17 protein-coding genes are annotated in these 13,766 nt (G+C 65.8%); 7 read left to right on the top strand and 10 right to left on the bottom strand.

Annotation, left to right across the window (positions count from 1 at the left end; genetic code table 11):
- Positions 1-31 precede the first annotated feature (31 nt).
- Entirely contained in the window at positions 32-1,549 is a 1,518-nt protein-coding gene (locus AC1C2N_RS00595) for an AlkA N-terminal domain-containing protein (protein ID WP_495432450.1), read from the top strand.
- On the top strand, positions 1,546-2,106 hold the full coding sequence (locus AC1C2N_RS00590; protein WP_495432449.1) for a methylated-DNA--[protein]-cysteine S-methyltransferase: 561 nt from the start codon (positions 1,546-1,548) through the stop codon (positions 2,104-2,106). Before AC1C2N_RS00595 ends, AC1C2N_RS00590 begins: the two co-directional genes overlap by 4 nt.
- Positions 2,107-2,212: 106 nt before the next feature.
- On the opposite strand, the gene AC1C2N_RS00585 is transcribed toward AC1C2N_RS00590, so the two are convergent.
- On the bottom strand, positions 2,213-3,340 hold the full coding sequence (locus AC1C2N_RS00585; protein ID WP_495432448.1) for a YihY/virulence factor BrkB family protein: 1,128 nt from the start codon (positions 3,338-3,340) through the stop codon (positions 2,213-2,215).
- Positions 3,324-3,569 (bottom strand): hypothetical protein, encoded by a 246-nt coding sequence (locus tag AC1C2N_RS00580; RefSeq protein ID WP_483405097.1) that lies wholly within the window; start codon positions 3,567-3,569, stop codon positions 3,324-3,326. The genes AC1C2N_RS00585 and AC1C2N_RS00580 overlap by 17 nt, the downstream gene beginning before the upstream one ends.
- Positions 3,570-3,685: 116 nt before the next feature.
- On the opposite strand from AC1C2N_RS00580, the gene AC1C2N_RS00575 reads away from it, so the two are divergent.
- On the top strand, positions 3,686-4,465 hold the full coding sequence (locus AC1C2N_RS00575) for a glycosyltransferase family 2 protein (protein WP_495432447.1): 780 nt from the start codon (positions 3,686-3,688) through the stop codon (positions 4,463-4,465).
- On the opposite strand, the gene AC1C2N_RS00570 is transcribed toward AC1C2N_RS00575, so the two are convergent.
- A complete protein-coding gene (locus tag AC1C2N_RS00570) occupies positions 4,413-5,312 on the bottom strand; it encodes an alpha/beta fold hydrolase (RefSeq protein ID WP_495432446.1) in 900 nt (299 codons plus the stop codon). The two genes, AC1C2N_RS00575 and AC1C2N_RS00570, sit on opposite strands and share 53 nt — an antisense overlap.
- Before the next feature lie 196 nt (positions 5,313-5,508).
- Between AC1C2N_RS00570 and AC1C2N_RS00565 the strand changes: the two genes are divergently transcribed.
- Positions 5,509-5,721: a hypothetical protein gene (locus AC1C2N_RS00565; protein ID WP_495432445.1), complete on the top strand. Its 213-nt coding sequence runs from the start codon at positions 5,509-5,511 to the stop codon at positions 5,719-5,721.
- Positions 5,722-5,834: 113 nt separating this feature from the next.
- A complete protein-coding gene (locus AC1C2N_RS00560; protein WP_483405093.1) occupies positions 5,835-6,008 on the top strand; it encodes a CsbD family protein in 174 nt (57 codons plus the stop codon).
- A 79-nt stretch (positions 6,009-6,087) separates the two neighbouring features.
- Here AC1C2N_RS00560 and AC1C2N_RS00555 read toward each other — a convergent pair whose 3' ends face one another.
- Both AC1C2N_RS00555 and AC1C2N_RS00550 read right to left on the bottom strand, forming a co-directional pair.
- Positions 6,088-7,005, bottom strand: coding sequence for a DUF1206 domain-containing protein (locus AC1C2N_RS00555; protein WP_495432444.1), 918 nt, complete (start codon positions 7,003-7,005; stop codon positions 6,088-6,090).
- A 71-nt stretch (positions 7,006-7,076) separates the two neighbouring features.
- Positions 7,077-7,334, bottom strand: coding sequence for a hypothetical protein (locus AC1C2N_RS00550; RefSeq protein ID WP_495432443.1), 258 nt, complete (start codon positions 7,332-7,334; stop codon positions 7,077-7,079).
- Positions 7,335-7,554: 220 nt separating this feature from the next.
- Between AC1C2N_RS00550 and AC1C2N_RS00545 the strand changes: the two genes are divergently transcribed.
- The gene (locus AC1C2N_RS00545; protein WP_483405090.1) at positions 7,555-8,214 is read left to right on the top strand and encodes a histidine phosphatase family protein; all 660 of its coding nucleotides are present in this window, start codon (positions 7,555-7,557) and stop codon (positions 8,212-8,214) included.
- A gap of 59 nt (positions 8,215-8,273) precedes the next feature.
- Here the strand turns inward: AC1C2N_RS00545 and AC1C2N_RS00540 are convergent, their stop codons facing one another.
- From AC1C2N_RS00540 to AC1C2N_RS00525, 4 genes are read right to left on the bottom strand one after another with little or no spacing between them, the layout of a single operon-like run.
- Positions 8,274-9,251, bottom strand: coding sequence for an NAD-dependent epimerase/dehydratase family protein (locus tag AC1C2N_RS00540; protein WP_495432442.1), 978 nt, complete (start codon positions 9,249-9,251; stop codon positions 8,274-8,276).
- Positions 9,252-9,288: 37 nt separating this feature from the next.
- On the bottom strand, positions 9,289-9,990 hold the full coding sequence (locus tag AC1C2N_RS00535; protein WP_483405088.1) for a hypothetical protein: 702 nt from the start codon (positions 9,988-9,990) through the stop codon (positions 9,289-9,291).
- A 60-nt stretch (positions 9,991-10,050) separates the two neighbouring features.
- On the bottom strand, positions 10,051-10,827 hold the full coding sequence (locus AC1C2N_RS00530; RefSeq protein ID WP_483405087.1) for an anti-sigma factor: 777 nt from the start codon (positions 10,825-10,827) through the stop codon (positions 10,051-10,053).
- On the bottom strand, positions 10,811-11,362 hold the full coding sequence (locus AC1C2N_RS00525) for an RNA polymerase sigma factor (protein WP_483405086.1): 552 nt from the start codon (positions 11,360-11,362) through the stop codon (positions 10,811-10,813). The genes AC1C2N_RS00530 and AC1C2N_RS00525 overlap by 17 nt, the downstream gene beginning before the upstream one ends.
- 437 nt (positions 11,363-11,799) lie before the next feature.
- On the opposite strand from AC1C2N_RS00525, the gene AC1C2N_RS00520 reads away from it, so the two are divergent.
- Positions 11,800-12,402 carry a fasciclin domain-containing protein gene (locus AC1C2N_RS00520; RefSeq protein ID WP_483405085.1) on the top strand — a complete coding sequence of 201 codons (603 nt, stop codon included), beginning with the start codon at positions 11,800-11,802 and terminating at the stop codon, positions 12,400-12,402.
- A 63-nt stretch (positions 12,403-12,465) separates the two neighbouring features.
- Here AC1C2N_RS00520 and AC1C2N_RS00515 read toward each other — a convergent pair whose 3' ends face one another.
- Positions 12,466-13,653 carry a TerC family protein gene (locus AC1C2N_RS00515; RefSeq protein WP_483405084.1) on the bottom strand — a complete coding sequence of 396 codons (1,188 nt, stop codon included), beginning with the start codon at positions 13,651-13,653 and terminating at the stop codon, positions 12,466-12,468.
- Positions 13,654-13,766: the final 113 nt, after the last annotated feature.

The following is a 13,766-nucleotide window of genomic DNA, read 5'->3' as shown; positions in this document are numbered from 1 at the left end:
CGATCGGCATCCGCTGTGAAATGCTCGAAGCATGGACTTCACCGAGCGCTACTCCGCCATCCAGGCGAAGGACTCCCGATTCGACGGGCAGTTCATCACGGCGGTGCGCACGACCGGCATCTATTGCCGTCCATCCTGCCCCGCCCGCACACCGAAGTCCGAGAACGTGACCTTCTTCCCGACCAGTGCCGCCGCGCACGAGGCCGGCTACCGCGCGTGCAAGCGCTGCCTCCCCGAAGCCGTGCCGGGCACACCAGCGTGGAACCTCCGCAACGACCTCGCCGCGCGGGCAATGCGGCTCATCGGCGACGGTGTCATCGAGCGTGAAGGTGTCCCCGGGCTGGCCGGCCGGCTCGGCTACTCCAGTCGGCACCTCACGAGGATCCTCACCGAAGAGCTCGGCGCCGGGCCGCTCGCGCTGTCGCGCGCCCTGCGCGCGCAGACCGCACGCACCCTGCTGACCTCGACCGACCTGCCCGCGTCCGATGTTGCGTTCGCCGCGGGGTTCTCGAGCATCCGGCAGTTCAACGACACGATCAGCGAGGTGTTCCAGCTCACTCCCGGTGAGATCCGCAGTCGGCAGAGGCAGTCGAACCGCCCGGTGCCAGGCACCTTGGATCTCGCCCTTCCGTTCCGTCCGCCGTTCGACGCCGCCGGGCTGTTCGGCTGGTTCGTGCCGCGCGCGGTCGCTGGCGTCGAGGTCGCTACAGCGAGCGGGTACCGGCGCACCATCTCCCTCCCCGGCGGCCCCGGCAGCTTCGAGGTGCGCCTCGACGGCGACGCGCTGCGGTTGCGGGCGACGCTGAGTTCGCTCGGCGACCTGCCCGTGCTCGTGTCGCGGGTGCGACGCCTGTTCGACCTCGACGCGGATCCGATCGCCATCGACCGGGCGCTCGGGGCCGACCCGAGCCTCGCGGCGAGCGTTCTCGCAACCCCAGGCATCCGCCTGCCCGGTGCCCTGGACCCGGAAGAGATGCTGTTCCGCGCCATCATCGGCCAGCAGATCTCGGTTGCCGCAGCCCGGACCCAGCTCAACCGGCTGACCGCGGCAGCGGGCACCCCGGTCGACGGCCCCAAGGGGCCGGAGGGGCTCACCCACCTGTTCCCGACCGCAGCGCAGATCGTCGAGCACGGCCGCGATGCCATGGTCGGCCCGCGCTCCAAGATCGACACACTGCTGACCGTGGCCGAGGCTCTCGCGACCGGCGAGTTCTCGATCGGCTTTGGCGACGACGCCGTCGAGCAGCATCGGGCGCTCACCGCGTTCCGCGGCATCGGCGACTGGACGGCGGGTTACCTCAGCATGCGTGTGCTCGGCAATCCCGACGTTTTCCTGCCCGGCGATGTCGCCGTGCGCACCGGGGCACGCGCTCTCGGCCTTCCCGCCGAGCCGCGTGCGCTCACTCGCGACGTCGAACACTTCGCGCCGTGGCGCTCCTACCTCTGCATGCACCTCTGGCGGAGCGCCGCCATGGCACCGCCGGTATCCCGCCGCTCGAAAACGCCTCCCGTGCCACCGGTAGCCAGGACCCTCGAGGAGATCGCATGACCGGCACGACCCTCCGCCCGCCACACACCGCTCTGGTTCCGTCGTCGACCGCGACCACCGCGCTCAGCCAGACGATGAACACACCGGACGGCCCATTCACGATCATCGCCCGCGACGACGGAACAGTGCTCGCCTCCGGCTGGACCACCGACGTCGACGCCCTCGCCGCGCGCATCGCCGCGACGCTTCGGCCGGCAACGGTGACCGCCGGTTCGGTATCCGCCGCGGATGCCGTCACCGCCTACTACGACGGCGACCTCGCCGCCATCGAGAACGTTGCCGTCGAGCAGAGCGGTGGAGAGTTCCGGCTTCGGGGCTGGACCGCGCTCCGCTCGATCGCGCCGGGGCATCCGCTCACCTACCGTCAACTCGCCGAACTGATCGGCAACCCGGCGGCGGTGCGCGCCGCGGCGAGCGTCTGCGCGACCAACACGCCGGCGCTGTTCGTGCCGTGCCACCGGGTGCTGCGCACGGACGGCACCATGGGCGGATTCGCCTGGGGCGTCGATGTGAAGCGGTCGCTCCTCACGCGCGAGGCGCGGCTCACGCTCGTGTGACGTGGCTCACCGCGAGAGCATCACTTCCGGTCGAGAACACCCCGCGCAACTGATGCTCTCGACCGCAACTGATGTTCTCGGCGCGCACCGTCCGCGCCGGTGGCGACTACGCGCCTTCGGAGCCCTGCGCGTGTTCGGCGTGCCAGTCCTGCCGCAGCTTCTTGGACGCTAGCACGGCCTTCGCCTCGGCCTCGATTGCAGCGTCGATGAGCGCGGTGCTGCGCAGCGGCAGCTGGATGGCGTACTCCGCCTTGATGCCGGCCTGCAGCTCACGAACCCGCTCAACCTCCGCGTCGACCTCGGCGCCGTACATGAGTGCCATGTTGCTGAGGTAGAGCCAGAGCAGGAAGACGATCACGCCACCGAGGGTGCCGTATGTCTTGTCGTAACTGCCGAAGTTGGCGACGTAGAAGAAGAATCCGAGGGTGGCGAGAGCCCACACCACAAGTGCGGTCAGTGCACCAACGGTCAGCCACCGGAACCGGTGCTGCTTCACGTTGGGCGTCGCGTAATAGAGCATCGCGAGGATCATCACGGCGAGGAACGCGATCACCGGCCACTTGGCAATATTCCAGACCAGAAGCGCCGTTTCGCCCAGGCCGATCACGCTTCCGACAGCCTCAGCAATGTCACCGCTCAGGACGATCATGAGCGCCATGAGGGTGAGGGTAATGAGCGAGATGATGGTGATCAGGAGGATGACCGGCTGGAATTTGAGGAACGGCCGGCCTTCCTGCACGCCGTAGATCCGGTTCATCCCGCGCGAGAACGCCCGGACATAGCCGGATGCCGACCAGATGGCACCGACAAGACCGACGACGAAACCGAGGCCGGCCGCCGGCGTCCTGGTCAGGTCCTCGATGGGGCCCTCCAGGGTCTCGACGGTGTCGCGCGGAGCAATCTCACTGAAGATTCTGAGCAGACCGTCGGTCACGTTGGTGCCCTGGTTGATGAGCGACAACAGCGAGACGATTGCGAGGATCGCGGGGAACAGCGCGAGAATTGCGAAGTAGGTGAGCGAGGCCGCAATGTCACCGACCTGGTCCTTGGTGAACTCACGGAAGGCACGCGAATAGACGGCGAGCAGTCCCTTCGGGGTGAGCCTGGCTCGGCGAGGGGCATCCCGATCTGCGTCGGAGTCCTCGGCGAGTTCCTTATCGGACGGCGCAGCGGCGAGGACCGTGTCGTCGTCGTCGCGCGCGGCCTGCGACCGGTCGTCAGCGGTCGTCGCCATGATCACCCCTCACAATGGCCAGAGTGGCGGCGACAACGATGCCAGCAAGCGTGACGGCGACAGCGATGAGCATGCCCGTCGACACCTTCTCGCGAATGGCCGAAATGGTGGACGCCAGGTCCTCGCGAATCTCCTCGAGATTGAGGATCTGCACCGCCTCACCCATCTCCGGACCGCGGTCTTTGCGGTCAGTGGGCAGCGTCATTCGCACATCGTTTTCGTCAACCATGCACTCACGATATCGGCACTCGAACACTTCGAGGTAGGGGTTGCGATCCGACCGGCATCCGCGGACCCGCGGCGCAAGCCCCTGTGTTCATCCCGCAGTCTCCCTAGTGTTGGGGGGTGCCTTCGATCTCCGTCATCATCCCCGTCTATAACGACGCAGAGTTGCTCCGTACGTGCCTGTCGGCCATCGCGGCACAAACCCGGCCAGCCGACGAAGTGATCGTGGTCGACAATGCATCGACGGATGCCTCGACCGACGTGGCACGCCACGCGGGCGCGCGCATCGTGCCAGAGCCGCACCGCGGGATCCTGTGGGCGACCACCGCAGGTTTCGATGCGGCAACCGGAGACATCCTCGCGAGACTCGACGCCGACTCGGTTCCGCCACCACACTGGCTGGAGCGAATCGAGGCGGACTTCCGGTCGCTGCCCGAAGCATCCGCCATCACGGGAACCGCCTCGTTCTACGGCGGCACCGCATTCTCGCGCTGGTTCGGGCGGTATTGCTTCCTGGGTGCGTACTTCACGCTCATCGCGTACCTGCTCGGCCACCCTCCCCTCTTCGGATCCAACTTCGCGCTCAGGGCCGATGCGTGGCAGCGGATGCGAGACGGCCTCCACCTGTCACGCAACGACATCCACGACGACCTCGATCTCAGCTACCGGATCAAGCCGGACATGCGCGTGATTTTCGACAGTCGTCTGGGTATGTCGATCTCCGCGCGCCCATTCGGCACCGTTGCTGGCTTTCTCCGGCGGGTGTGGTGGGGGTTCGCCACGGTGTTCGTCAACGAACGAGAGCAGCCATTCTGGCGCCGGCGCGCACAGCGGCGCGCGGCCGGGCTCATCGGCGCTCCGCTCGCGCCCTGGAGAAAAGCTCAAGCAGGTCGCGGCTGAGTTGATGCGGCGCGGTCTCGCAGGGGCTGTGACCCGTGCGGTAGACCGCGATCGTTGCGCCGAGCCTCTGCGCGAACCGGCGATAAAGCCCGAGCGGCCAGAGATCGTGCATCCCCACGGCGACGAGTTTGGGAAACGGTTGAGCGGCGAGGGCGTCGGCCAGGTCGGGCGTCCTCGACAGCAGGCCCATGACCTGCCGATGTGCCTCCTTGCGGGTGAGCGCAAAACGCGCTCGCACGAACCGTAACCGGCCCGGAGGAACCCGCTGCACGTTCCATACGATCCCGAGCTTCATCAACAGCGCGCTCCCCCGCGCGTCGACGAAGCGATCGAGCCAGCCGATTCGTTTGATCGAGCGGTAGGCCCTGCCGGGAACGGGGGGCGTGCTGAGCAGGGTGAGACTCGAAATGAGGTCAGGCCGGCGCGCGGCGACGAGCTGCGCGACGACGCCGGCAAACGAATATCCGAGGAGATGTACGGGCGTGCTGCCCGCCTCGAGAAAAGCAATCAGGTCGTCCACGAACAGGTCATAGTCGTATTCGGGGCGAGGCGGGCGGAGGTTCTCCGGTCCCGCTTGCCACGATTCGTATTGCCCCGCCATGTCGAAGCTCTGCACGAAATATCCGGCCGAGACGAGCTGTGGCATCACGAACCGGAAATCCTCTTTCGAACCGGTCACCCCCGGGACGAGGACCGCTCGTTCTGTTGACGGGATCCCGGACTCCAGAGCGGCGAGCGGACCGCTCGGTGCGCTGAACGTCCAGCGGCGAGCGCCGGGTACGACGCGGTCCCAGTCAACGTCCGGCAGGCTCTCATCGAGTCTGGTCGGCAGGTCGCGCTCTGGCATGCAGACAATGTAGCCCGACAACGCCGTGCACCACAGGGCCAGTTCCGCCCCGGCGAGAGCAACAACGCGGTCCGCTTCCGCCCGGTTACTTTCACGGTGCCACCCTGTCCGCGGTTTGACCCCGCGTGCGACGCCGTGCAGACTGGCCGTTCACCGTCACCGGGCCGGCAACTGGCCCACGAGCTGAGGAGAAACCATGTCGAATATCGGCGACGATAACCCGGATGCCCCGGACGCAGCCCTCCTCGGACCCGGCAGCACCGCGACGGGCGGCGGAACGTCGCAAGGTTCCGTACCGGAAAGCGCTGAGGGCGAGGACCACATTCCTCCCCTGAACCGGCCGGACGTGAACAAGGACTCTGCCCCTGACAGCGACGCCGACGCGGCTTCGGACGCCGACGGCGCCTGATCGCGCCAGTGCAGCGGCATCCGTTGTCAAGGCCTTGAGACCGGCCCGGGCAGCGCTTAGTGTGAAACTGTCCGACCACACTGTGGTTCGCAACGACAGAAAGCGAGAAGCCTATGGGACTCGGAGACAAGATCGGCAACAGCGCTGAAGAAGCGATGGGCAAGGCCAAGGAAGGCCTTGGCGGAGCTACCGACAACGAAAAACTTCAGGCTGATGGCCAAAAAGACCAGAGCAAGGCAAACCTCAAGCAGGCTGGCGAACACGTGAAGGATGCCTTCAACAAGTAGGCCAGTCGTGGCCCGGTTTCACCTCAGGTGGGACCGGGCCATTTGCATGCGCGGGCACCGCACACCGCGCACGAGTATTTCAGATGTCGAGCGCCTCGCCGCGCTGCAGTCGCCTGCGGTCCTTCCGGGTGACGACCACGAGCGGGCCCTTCCGGAGAAAACGCGCGCGAGCGAAGAGGTAGAACCCGTACGCGACAAAGCCGCTCGCCACCACGACGAGCAGAGCTTCGCCAAGGGGGAGAAACGCGACAACCCGCAGCGCGCCATCGACGCCGCGCGCGGCATCCGGATCGGCAAATGCCGCGGCCCAGAGGAACAGCACGCCGGAGATCACGAGTGCGACACCCTTTGCCGTGTGCCCGATGAGCCCCAGCGTGACGACGACGTGTGAGCGGGCGCCGGAGAGCGGCTCGAGTTCCTCGCGGAAATTGCGCGAAAGCCCGCGGAAGATCAGGGTCCCGCCAACGGTGCCGACGAGCACACCGACAGCGACGAGCGCGAAGACCCCACCGGGGGTGTTGAGCAGGTCAGCACTGAGCGTTTGCGAAACCTCGGAGCCCTTGTGCCGGCCGCCGAGGGCATAGAGCGACGTCACCATGGCGATACCCGTGTAGCCGAGCCCCTTGGCGACGTTGGTCCACCGGCGAAGAAGAACGAGCCCCCGGTGAATCGAATAGACCCGCGCCGCCTCGCTGCCCTGCAGGATGGCGAGGCCGAGGAACGATGCTGAAGCCGCCCAGAGCAGGACGCTGCCGACCGGGGTGGAACCCACGGCGGTGAGAGCCCCCGACTGGTCAGCCTGGCCAGAGGCGCCCCAGGCGATGCCGATGGCGATACAGCCGATGAGAATGTGAATGATCCCGTTGGCGACGAGTCCTGCACGAGCGGCGATCCGCACCTTGGGATCGCCGTTCGCGCGCTCCGCGGCGTCCTTGATGCGCTCGCTCGCGGTGTCACGAAGTTGCGTCACGCGATCAGCCACCGCTCCGTCGCTCATCGCGGCATCGTGGCGGGTTGGCCGTACCGCGGTGCCGGGAGCGAATGTGTCACACGACCATTCTCTCCCGTCTACCGGTACGTTTTCGCGATGACCCACTGACCGTCGTCCTGGATGGCATCCACGACCACGGATTCTCCCTCGTCGTCGGTGACCTGGAATCGCCACCCGATGCGCACGACGGGCGAGTGCGTGAGTAGCGGGTGAGCGAAATCGGGTTCGCCGTAGATCCCTGTCGGGGTGTCGGAGACCCGCCACCGTTTGTCTTGCCAGAACATTCGCAACGGCCGATCACCGTCGGTCCACACCGTCGCGGTTCGATCCCTCACGCCGTTCATTGTGACTCCCTGATGCGTATCTATGTTCGAATGTTAAGGAGCATAGACAGCTTTGTTGCGACACGCCAAGCGCTCTATGCAAAAAGTCCACCGACTCGCTCGCACCCGACGCACTTGCCTCCAGGGCACGGTCAACCGAGACTGGAAACCCATCCCCCACCCGGTACAGCTCCGCGGTGTTCCAGCTTCACTCTCTGCGAAAGGCCACACAGTGCGGATTCTCTTCATTCGGCACGGTCAGACCCCATCCAACGTGCGTGGCCTGCTCGACACCGCCTATCCCGGGCCGGGACTGACGGCGCTCGGCACTCGTCAGGCGCGCGCCATTCCCCGTGCGCTCCGCGCCGAGAACATCGAAGAACTGTTCGCATCCACACTCATCAGGACCCAGCTCACCGCCGAACCCCTCGCCGTCGATCGCGGCCTCGACACCCGCATCATCGATGGCATCCACGAAATTCACGCGGGATCACTCGAGGGACACAGTGATCACAAGTCACATCTGGCGTACCTGGAAACCGTCTTCGCCTGGGCGGCCGGCGATCTCTCCCGCTCCATGCCGGGCGGATACGACGGCCACGAATTCTTCGAGAGATTTGACGGCGCCGTCGAGCGGGTAGCGCAGGGAGGTACGTCGACGGCGGCCGTGGTCAGCCATGGCGCGGCCATCCGCACCTGGGTCGCCGCTCGCGCCGCGAACATCGACGGGGACTACGCCGCCGAGCATCCGCTGTCGAACACGGGCGTCATCATCGTGACCGGCAGCCCGGTCGACGGCTGGAACGTTGTGGAGTGGGACGGGGATCCCATCGGCGGCCACGACCTCTTCGACGCCTCAGCGGATGACGCGACCGGCGAAGTTGTGGGCTGAGCACGGGGCGCTCCCAGCACGGGAACTCCCAGCACGGCAGCCCAGGCGCGGCGCGGGGGTCACTCCCTCAAGGGCCGACCACCCGTGTCGACCTGCCCGTCGGCCACGAGCCACCGCACGCCGTCCGCGATCGTTGCCGCTGAGGTGAAGCGCGGCGCATAGCCGAAGTCGGTAGCTGCCGCCGCGATGCTCATTGACGGGCTGCGGGAGATGTGCTCGCGTGACGCGTCCGCGTGTTCCGGTGTCAGCGTGGCGAGGAACTCCTCGAGCGGGGCGAACCGGAGTCGCGGCTCGCGGCCGAACCAGCGCGCGGCGGTCTCTGCGATTCCGCGGAGCGTCATGGCCCGTTCCGACACCACATGGTAGCTCTTCCCCGCCACAGCGCCAGGGTGCTCGATCGCCTTGTGGAACGCCTGCGCGACGTCATCCGCGTGAACGTGGTGCACGGTCTCGAGCCCGAGATTCGGGAGGACCAGCGTCTCGCCAGCGGCGAGGGTCTCCCACACGCCGGTGTCGAAGTTTCCCTGCGCGTTGACCATCGGCCAGCCTGGCCCTGAAATGTGCCCGGGGTGCAGAACCGCGGTCCGCAGGCCGCCGTTTCGGGTTTCGGCCGCAAGGAGGGCCTCGATCGCCGCCTTGTTGATTCCATAGTCGCCGATGGGGTTCCTGTCGTCCGACTCGCGGGTCGGCACGGAGACCGCCGGCCCGTGCACCCAGATCGTTCCCGCGCTGAGGAGAATCTCGACCCGCCCACGGAGAGCCTCGACGAGTTGCGCGGCAGAACTCTCGGTGAAACACATCATGTCGACGACGATGTCGGCGTCGAGGTCGGCGATCGCGCCCGCGAACGTGCCGTCGGCATCACCGGCTTCGCGATCGAGTTCGACCCGCCGCACCTGTTGCCAGGCGGCATCCTCTCGATACGGTGAGCGGATGCCGCGGCTCACCGCGATGACATCGTGGCCGGCCGCAACCAACCGGGGAACGAGAGCGCTTCCGACGTGGCCGGTTGCACCGATGACGACGATCCGTGGCATGTTCTGCACCTTCCGCTGGCAAGTGGATGGGGCGAGCTTATGCCACCGATGATCCCGGCGGCGGGGACGGTGACGGAAACTCCGGCCGGTACTCGGCGAGTGTGCGTCGGAAGTGCCGGTTCCCCAGCCAGAAGCACAGGACCAGGAAGACGACAGCGACGCCGAGTCCGATCGCGACAGCCATCAGTGTTGAGGACGTGAACACCATGGTGATCGCGGCGGTGAGAAGGCCGAGCAATGCCGTATTGATGAGGATGATGAAGAACATGGTGCTGCCGAGGAACTGGCTCAGGTTCCGCTTCGGCGTAAAGAAGTAATAGGTCTGCTGGACTCCGGCGAAGTCATCGTACGGGGACGACAGGAGCACCCTGCCGATATCGCCGTCGAGTTCCACATACGCACCTCGCAGCCGGTTCATGGCGACGACGTACATGAGATCCTCCATGCCGATGTTGATCACCCGCACCTGCGTGAGAAGGCCAACCAGAACGATGAAGGCCAGCACGCCAATGGCGAAAGCGATGAAAGCCTCCGAGAAGCCGGTGGCCTGGCCGACGAGCGCGAGGCTGACCAGCCCGGCGGAAACGAGCGTCAGGAGGATTCCGATCCGGGAGAGTACTTCGCTCTGTGCCGTGCCGCGCGCAGCAAGCAACCCCCAGTGCTCGGTTGCGAGCAACTGGGCGCGCACGCTCGGCGGGGCGGGCTGCTCGAAGTGCGGACCAGCCGCGTCCTCGGCCATGCCGCCATTCTCCGCCTGTTCCCCGCCTTTCGGTAGGAGGAAAGGCGGGCAAATAAAAGCTCAGGAGCCGCGGAGCTCGCCGCGGACTATCGAGTCACCCGAGTGGGCCGGATTCCCGTCGACGGGCTCCCGCGACACATCGACCACTGTGTAGCGGGACAGGTCCACACCCTCGGGAATCAGGAATGTGCCCGACTCGCCACCGAGCAGTCCGAGGCTGACCAGCCCGGACGTTTCGGGATCGATGAGCCACACCTCCGTCAGCCCCTCCCCGGGTGCCGCGACGTCCACGACGATGCGGCGCGTGCCTGAACCGGTCTCCTCGACGCGTGCCGATCCTGAAACGTCCCAATCGGGGAACGGTTCAAGCTCAGCCTGGGCCAGGAGTCGCGGATCATCGGGCCGGGAGAACAGCACTGTGCCTGCAATCCCCGCGATCAGTCCGACCACGAGCGCCGCCGCAACGAGCAGGGCTGTCACCGGGCGGGGCATCCCCCTGCGGCGTTCGCGCCGGGGCCGGTCGGGCGACGCGCCCCGTGAGGCCGTCTCTCGGGGAGGTTCGACGCTGCTAACCACGGGCTGTGTAGCGACGTCGCGCGGAACCGGTTCGAGTTCCGGCGACAGGTCGAGTTCTGCGTGGATCCGCTGCCACACGGAATCGGGTGGTTCAACGAGATCGGTGGCGTCGCTGGAGCGTCCCGCGCTCACGAGACGCTGCAAAGCGCTCAGCTCCGCGCCACACACGGAACAGGCATCGAGGTGCTCTCGCTGTGCGGCATCCGGTGTGACTTCTCCGAGGGAGTAGAGAATCAGCTCGTCATCATCGAGGTGCGTCATCAGCCACCTCCAATCGTGTGCGCAACTTGCCGAGACTTCGCCGGATATGACTCTTCACGGTGCCCAGGGGGATTCCTGTGGTCTCTGCGATCTCCGAGTGTGTCAGGTCGCCGTAAAACGCGAGCGCCATGACGCGCCGGGGAACCGGGTCGAGGCGTTCCAGCTCGTCGGCAATCATCAGCCGGTCGGCGACATCCACGATTTCGGGTTGTGCGCTTGTGCCCGCGGCATCCGCCCAGCTCTCCTCGATTCTTCGAAGGCGTGAGCGTGCTTCGAGCGCATCGGCGATGCGCCTGCGGGTGATTCCGACGAGCCAGGCGCCGAGCGACCCCTTGGTCTCATCGAAGGTTTCGCGACCGCGCCACGCTGCGATGAATACCTGTTGTGTCACATCCTCAGCGTCGGCATCGACGCCGAGGACCCGTCGGGCCAGGGAATACACGACGCGTGAGAATCGGGCGTATGCGTCGGCGAGCGCTCGCTCGTCACCCGCACTGAATCGCGCGGCGATATCGGCATCAGGGTGGTCCGTCACGTCGGTGTGTGACCTCTCGGTCCGGAGTCGCGGTTGAGACGTTGGAGTCGGTCGGTGCTCAGTTGAGCGCGCCGCCACCGATAGTCTCGACCATTCACCTCCCCGAGACCAGCCCCGCCCGTCGTCGAGCCGGGCTGGAGTGTGATCCGCTGACATCGCGTCCCGCCGTCGTGCCGTGCTGAATCCCGGCGGACGCCGGGATATGAGAAAGCGGGATGCGCCGCCGGAACCCAAGACAGAGGCACCCGGCCAGGATCAGGCGGACACACCCGCGCTCTCACAGGTACTTCCGCCTCAGCGCACGGTTTGGATGCACCCACGCTGAAATAGTGTGGAAGTTTTTTTGGCTATGGCGCTGGCTCTGCGACTGTCGTATGCTCCTTCGCGGGAGGCACCCATTCGGGGCATAGAGATGCCATGACAAAGGAGTGCCGAACATGAAAAAGAAGAACACAGTCTCCGCGATCGTCGCCGCCGCAGCGGCCCTGATCCTCGTCGGACCGATCGCGCCAGCGAGTGCGCACGGCTCCACACCCCCCACCGGCTCCATCGTCGACGTCGCTGTCGCGGCATCCGGTGGTGGAACCCCCGACAACAACCCGTACGACTACGATCTGCTGATCCAGGCGTTGGGAGCCACCGGGCTGGCACCGGTGCTCGCAGACACCTCGCGTCGGTTCACGGTCTTTGCACCGAACGACCGCGCGTTTACCCGGCTCGTGACAGATCTGACCGGTGCGGCGCCCGCGAGTGAGGCTGCAGCGCTGACGACGATCACGACAGCACTCACCACGGAACAGATCAGCAACGTCCTGCTGTACCACGTGGTGCCCGACCGCTCACTTGGAGCGATCGAGGTTCTCCTCTCCAAGTCCATCACCATGGCGAATGGAGGGGTGATCAAACCACGGCTGACCACGCTCCGCGACGAGAACACGAGTCTTCGCGACCCGCGCCTCATCCTGAAGCAGCTCAACATCCGCGCGAGCAATGGAGTTCTGCACGGCATTGACCGGGTGCTCGTACCCGCGGTTCTCTAACCGACGGGGCCCGAAGGCGGTCGACGCCCTCCTGGAGAGCGTCGGCCCCTTTCGGGCTGAGTATTACTTCGCCAGGGACTGGTCGTGCTCGTCGTGCGCCCGCTTGAGAAGCGCCATGAGTTCCGCCTCGTCGCGAACCCACTGACGGTACTTGGGCTGCAGGGAACGGATGGCCTCCTCCTCGACCACGAGCTGGGCGAAGATGCGATTACGCTCGCTCTGGTCGGCCGTGTATTCGAGGTCGACGTATGAGGTTGCGTGGCGGCGCGCTCCGGAGATCGCGGCATGCGCTTTGCCCTTCGGACTCACCATTGACGCAACGACAGTGACGACGAGTACGCCAAGGATGAAGGTCAGCGAGACGCCGGTGCTGATCTCGACAACGGGAACGTGCTCACCGTTGTTGATGAACGGCACGTTGTTCTCGTGCAGCGCGTGCAGGATCAGCTTGACGCCGATGAATCCGAGAATCGCGGCGAGGCCGTATGACAGGTAAACGAGGCGGTCGAGGAGCCCGTCAATGAGGAAGAAGAGCTGGCGAAGCCCGAGCAGCGAGAACGCCGTCGCAGTGAACACGATGAAGACGTCCTGCGTGAGTCCGAAGATTGCCGGGATCGAGTCGAGCGCGAAGAGAATGTCGGTTCCACCGATGGCCACCATGACGAGGAGCATCGGAGTGAGAACGCGCCTCCCGTTCTCGACAGTGAAGAGCTTGTCTCCGTCGTAGTGCTCGGATGTCGGGAGCACTTTCTTCGCCAACCGGATGATGAGGTTGTCTGCCTCGTCCTTTTCGTCTTTCTTCGGCTTGAGCATGTTGCCCGCCGTGAGCAGGAGGATGAGTCCGAAGAAGTAGAAAACCCAGGCAAACGAGTTGATGAGCGCTGCGCCGAGGAAGATGAACGCGGTGCGCGCGATGAGCGAGAACACTATGCCGAACAGCAGCACCTTTTGCTGGTCTTCACGGGGAACCCGGAAGCTCGACATGATGATCAGGAAGACGAAGAGGTTGTCGACAGACAGCGCCTTCTCGGTGATGTAGCCGGCGAAATACTCCGAGCCGGGGCCGGTGCCTCCGAAAATGAGAACTCCGAGGCCGAAAACTACCGCGATGCCGATGTAGATCGACGACCAGATCGCTGCTTCCTTGAGCGTCGGAACGTGGGCCTTGCGCACGTGGAAGAAAAAGTCGAACGCCAGCAGCGCCAGGATGAAGACGATAGTGAGAGTCCAGATCAGGGGTGATACCTGCACGGTTCTGCTTTCGTTCGAGGCCGGCAATCGGTGCGCGCACCGCGGAGTCAGGACAAGCCTACGCGGGAGGGGTCTCGGGGTTCCAGAACGGATGCCGCGGCCAGCGATGCACG

The organism is Mycetocola sp. Y791, from assembly GCF_059445325.1.
This window is presented reverse-complemented; position numbering and strand designations above follow the sequence as displayed.

Bases quoted from the DNA above. Each gene is read 5' to 3' on its own strand.
- AC1C2N_RS00580 (WP_483405097.1), bottom strand. From the start codon at position 3,569: ATGGTTGACGAAAACGATGTGCGAATGACGCTGCCCACTGACCGCAAA.
- AC1C2N_RS00585 (WP_495432448.1), bottom strand. From the start codon at position 3,340: ATGGCGACGACCGCTGACGACCGGTCGCAGGCCGCGCGCGACGACGAC.
- AC1C2N_RS00595 (WP_495432450.1), top strand. From the start codon at position 32: ATGGACTTCACCGAGCGCTACTCCGCCATCCAGGCGAAGGACTCCCGA.
- AC1C2N_RS00540 (WP_495432442.1), bottom strand. From the start codon at position 9,251: ATGCCACGGATCGTCGTCATCGGTGCAACCGGCCACGTCGGAAGCGCT.
- AC1C2N_RS00560 (WP_483405093.1), top strand. From the start codon at position 5,835: ATGGGACTCGGAGACAAGATCGGCAACAGCGCTGAAGAAGCGATGGGC.
- AC1C2N_RS00570 (WP_495432446.1), bottom strand. From the start codon at position 5,312: ATGCCAGAGCGCGACCTGCCGACCAGACTCGATGAGAGCCTGCCGGAC.
- AC1C2N_RS00520 (WP_483405085.1), top strand. From the start codon at position 11,800: ATGAAAAAGAAGAACACAGTCTCCGCGATCGTCGCCGCCGCAGCGGCC.
- AC1C2N_RS00535 (WP_483405088.1), bottom strand. From the start codon at position 9,990: ATGGCCGAGGACGCGGCTGGTCCGCACTTCGAGCAGCCCGCCCCGCCG.
- AC1C2N_RS00555 (WP_495432444.1), bottom strand. From the start codon at position 7,005: ATGAGCGACGGAGCGGTGGCTGATCGCGTGACGCAACTTCGTGACACC.
- AC1C2N_RS00565 (WP_495432445.1), top strand. From the start codon at position 5,509: ATGTCGAATATCGGCGACGATAACCCGGATGCCCCGGACGCAGCCCTC.
- AC1C2N_RS00590 (WP_495432449.1), top strand. From the start codon at position 1,546: ATGACCGGCACGACCCTCCGCCCGCCACACACCGCTCTGGTTCCGTCG.
- AC1C2N_RS00530 (WP_483405087.1), bottom strand. From the start codon at position 10,827: ATGACGCACCTCGATGATGACGAGCTGATTCTCTACTCCCTCGGAGAA.